This is a genomic window from Corallococcus sp. AB049A, from assembly GCF_003668885.1.
In the GTDB taxonomy this organism is placed as follows: domain Bacteria; phylum Myxococcota; class Myxococcia; order Myxococcales; family Myxococcaceae; genus Corallococcus; species Corallococcus interemptor.
On the sequence record NZ_RAWL01000623.1, the window covers coordinates 1 to 3,664 of the forward strand.

Genomic DNA, 3,664 nt, shown 5'->3' on the forward strand with positions numbered 1-3,664 from the left:
CCTGGCGGGGGTGACGCTGGAGTTGGGCGGGAAGTCGCCGGTCATCGTGGATGCGTCAGCGGACGTGGACGCGGCGGCGGAGCGGATTGTGTGGGGGAAGTTCCTGAACGCGGGGCAGACGTGCATCGCGCCGGACCACGTCTGGGTGCACGCGTCGAAGGAGGAGGCGCTGCTGGCGGGGATGAAGTCCGCGCTGGAGCGCTTCTACGGGAAGACGGAGGAGGCGCGGCGGGCGACGCCGGACTTCTGCCGGATGGTGGATGACGGCGCGTTCAAGCGCGTGTCCCGGTTGCTGGATGAGTCCGTGGCGGGAGGAGCGCGGGTGGTGGCGGGAGGCGGCGTGCACGCGGAGACGCGCTACATCGCGCCGACGGTGCTGGCGGATGTGACGCCGGAGTCGGCGGTGATGGACGAAGAGATTTTCGGGCCGCTCTTGCCGGTGCTGCGCTTCGAGTCACTGGATGAAGTGGTGACGCAGGTGCGCGCGGGCGGCAAGCCGCTGGCCATGTATGTCTTCAGCCACGAAGAGGCCACGGTGGAGCGCCTGCTGAAGGAGACGAGCGCGGGCGGCACGGTGGTGAACAACGTGGTGTTGCACAACGTGAACCCGCACCTGCCGTTTGGTGGAGTGGGCCAGAGCGGCCTGGGCGCGTATCACGGTGAAGCGGGCTTCAAGGCCTTCAGCCACGAACGCGCGGTGGTGCGGCAGGGCCGCACGGCCTTCACGAATCTGTTCTTCCCGCCCTACCGGGGCAAGGCTCAGCGTCTGGCCCGGCTCGCGAGCAAGCTGTTCGAATAGGATGGGAGGCACGATGAGCTCCGACGACACATCGCCGCCTCGTGGCCTCTACGGACAGCGCCCCAGCAAGAGCGCGGACGCGGCTCGGAGGGCTCAGTTCGAACGACTGGCCGCGATGACACCCCGGGAACGGGTGCTGCTCGCACTCAGCATCAAGGAGCGGATGCGCTACATCAACACCCGCGAACGAGACGAGTAGAACAGCGTCAACTCCAGCATCTGGTTCGCCAGCGCCTGATGCGACTGGCGGGCAGGCTGAGTCGCTTCATAAGGACAAACACCTCATCCCTGCTCTCCGTTGACCTGCCCGGATGAAAGCCGACAGGATATTGACTGGAGCTGTCTTCGGGAGAATGAATGCAGAAGCAGGTTCAATCCAGGCAGGCCCTATGGGCGTGGCACTGCATCCTGCTGTCAGGTGCATGGTTTTGGATGAGCTCGGCGAGCCCAGCCGCGTCGGAAGCCCAGCCCCGCCCCCTGTTTGCCCGACTCCGCCGTGGCATGACGCGCGCCGAAGCGGAAGCGCTCGTGCAGGGCGCCACCCTGGGCGGATACCCGGCGAAGGCAACCTACTGGTTTTCTCCCGACGAGCGACTCGAGGACATCGGGCTCTCGGTCTTTCACCGAGAAGCGCGCTGCGCCTCAGCGCTCAAGGCCATCCACGATGAGATGACTTCGGCCTTCGGCGCCTCCACCCCTTCCACGGAGGATGGGGGCGCTGAAGGAAAGCAGTGTGAAACGTGGCGTCTCAGTGACTCCTCGCTTCGCATCTGCTGCAAGCAGCACCGCCCCGCGGACGGAGGAACGGGCTGGATGATCCTGACCGCAGCCCAGTCCTTCTCTCCTCACAAGATGATCGACATCACAAACGGCTTTCACTGAGTTGATGACCGACGCCATGAAGCTGAGGTCAATCGTCAAGCCACACGCATCAAAATCAGTGCGCGAGACCGTCGCGTCACTTGAAATCGCAAGCGCCGACGGCGCCTGCTACCTGTTCCGCCTGGGCGCCAATGAACAGCCCCTCGGTGACACATGGCACCCAAGCCTTGAGGAGGCCATGCGTCAGGCGAAGTTTGAGTTTTCAGTAGGCTCTGACGACTGGACGCAAGTCGAGGGCTGAGCCCCAGAGCGTTTTCACGCCCTGGGCATCCGGTCCTTCTTCAGCTGCGCAGACCCGGGGCTTCGTGGCCCGTGCGTGCCACGTACTCCGTGTAGCCGCCGCCGTACTTGTGGATGCCGTCCGGCGTCAGCTCCAGCACGCGGTTGGACAGCGCTCCCAGGAAGTGCCGGTCGTGGGACACGAACAGCATCGTGCCCTCGTAGCGCGACAGCGCCGTGATCAGCATCTCCTTCGTGCCCATGTCCAGGTGGTTCGTGGGCTCGTCCAGCACCAGGAAGTTCGGCGGGTCGTAGAGCATCTGCGCCATCACCAGACGCGCCTTCTCTCCTCCCGACAGCACCCGGCACTTCTTCTCCACCTCGTCGCCGCTGAACCCGAAGCAGCCCGCCAGCGCCCTCAACGAGCCCTGCCCCGCCCGGGGGAACGCGTCCGACAGCTGCTCGAAGACCGTCTTCTCCCCGTCCAACAGGTCCATCGCGTGCTGCGCGAAGTAGCCCATCTTCACGCTGCCACCCAGCGCCACCGTACCTTCGTCCGGCTGCGTCGTCCCCGTCACCAGCTTCAGCAACGTGGACTTGCCCGCGCCGTTCACGCCCATCACGCACCAGCGCTCCGCGCGGCGCACCAGGAAGTCCAGGCCGTCGTAGATGGTCCGCTTGCCGTAACCCTTGCTCACGTTCTTCAGGTTCACCACGTCGTCACCCGAACGCGGCGGCGGCTGGAACTCGAAGAGCACCGTGGAGCGGCGCTTGGGCGGCTCCACCTTCTCAATCTTCTCCAGCTTCTTCACCCGGCTCTGCACCTGCGCCGCGTGCGACGCGCGAGCCTTGAACCGCTCGATGAACTTGATCTCCTTCGCGAGCATCGCCTGCTGGCGCTCGTACTGCGCCTGCTGCTGCGCCTCGTTCTGCGCGCGCTGGCCCTCGTAGAAGTCGTAGTTGCCCGAGTACGTCGTCAGCGAACCGCCGTCGATCTCCACCACCTTCGTCACGATGCGGTTCATGAACTCGCGATCGTGCGACGTCATCAGGAGCGCGCCCTCGTACCCCTTGAGGAAGCCCTCCAGCCAGATGAGCGACTCCAGGTCCAGGTGGTTGGAGGGCTCGTCCAGGAACATGGCGTCCGGGCGCATCAGGAGGATGCGGGCCAGGGCCACGCGCATCTTCCAACCGCCGGACAGCTTGCCCACGTCGCCGTCCATCATCTCTTCGCTGAAGCCCAGGCCCGCGAGGATTTCACGCGCACGGCCCTCCAGCGCATAGCCGCCCAGCTCCTCGAAGCGGCCCTGCGCGACGCCGTAGCGCTCGACGAGCTTCTCCATGTTGTCCGCCTGGTCCGGGTCCCCCATGGCGGCTTCCAGCTGCTTCATCTCCGCCGCCACTGTGCTCACCGGGCCCGCGCCGTCCATGACCTCGGTCACCGCGCTGCGGCCGTCCATCTCACCGACGTCCTGGCTGAAGTAGCCAATGGTGACGCCACGGTCGATGGAGACCTGCCCCTCGTCCGGGTACTCCTGGCCGGTCATCATCCGGAACAGCGTCGTCTTGCCCGCGCCGTTCGGGCCCACCAGGCCCACCTTTTCGCCCTTGTGGAGCGCGGCCGACGCCTCGATGAAGAGGATCTGCTGACCGTGTTGCTTGCCGATGTTGTCGAGACGGATCATGTGCGTACCGAAAGGGCCCGGGGAATCAGGCGGCGCGCCCTTATGCCACGAGCCGCCCGCCAGAGGGACCCTTCCGAAC

The 3,664-nt window shown here is 65.7% G+C and carries 5 protein-coding genes; 4 read left to right on the forward strand and 1 reads right to left on the reverse strand.

Going from position 1 to position 3,664, the window contains the following annotated elements; genetic code table 11:
• The 4 genes from D7X55_RS37315 to D7X55_RS43070 all read left to right on the forward strand — a co-directional run.
• Positions 1 to 799, forward strand: a 799-nt coding sequence (locus D7X55_RS37315; RefSeq protein ID WP_121725516.1) for an aldehyde dehydrogenase family protein, incomplete at its 5' end; no start/stop codon positions are given.
• A 13-nt stretch (positions 800 to 812) separates the two neighbouring features.
• A complete protein-coding gene (locus D7X55_RS37320) occupies positions 813 to 998 on the forward strand; it encodes a hypothetical protein (protein ID WP_147468338.1) in 186 nt (61 codons plus the stop codon).
• Between the two features lie 158 nt (positions 999 to 1,156).
• On the forward strand, positions 1,157 to 1,681 hold the full coding sequence (locus D7X55_RS37325; RefSeq protein WP_121725518.1) for a hypothetical protein: 525 nt from the start codon (positions 1,157 to 1,159) through the stop codon (positions 1,679 to 1,681).
• A gap of 4 nt (positions 1,682 to 1,685) precedes the next feature.
• On the forward strand, positions 1,686 to 1,922 hold the full coding sequence (locus tag D7X55_RS43070; protein ID WP_147468339.1) for a hypothetical protein: 237 nt from the start codon (positions 1,686 to 1,688) through the stop codon (positions 1,920 to 1,922).
• Between the two features lie 40 nt (positions 1,923 to 1,962).
• Here the strand turns inward: D7X55_RS43070 and D7X55_RS37330 are convergent, their stop codons facing one another.
• Positions 1,963 to 3,585: an ABC-F family ATP-binding cassette domain-containing protein gene (locus D7X55_RS37330; RefSeq protein WP_121725519.1), complete on the reverse strand. Its 1,623-nt coding sequence runs from the start codon at positions 3,583 to 3,585 to the stop codon at positions 1,963 to 1,965.
• Positions 3,586 to 3,664 lie beyond the last annotated feature (79 nt).

Excerpts from the sequence above, each read along its gene's own strand:
- D7X55_RS37325 (WP_121725518.1), top strand. The coding sequence starts at position 1,157 with ATGCAGAAGCAGGTTCAATCCAGGCAGGCCCTATGGGCGTGGCACTGC.
- D7X55_RS37320 (WP_147468338.1), top strand. The coding sequence starts at position 813 with ATGAGCTCCGACGACACATCGCCGCCTCGTGGCCTCTACGGACAGCGC.
- D7X55_RS43070 (WP_147468339.1), top strand. The coding sequence starts at position 1,686 with ATGACCGACGCCATGAAGCTGAGGTCAATCGTCAAGCCACACGCATCA.
- D7X55_RS37330 (WP_121725519.1), bottom strand. The coding sequence starts at position 3,585 with ATGATCCGTCTCGACAACATCGGCAAGCAACACGGTCAGCAGATCCTC.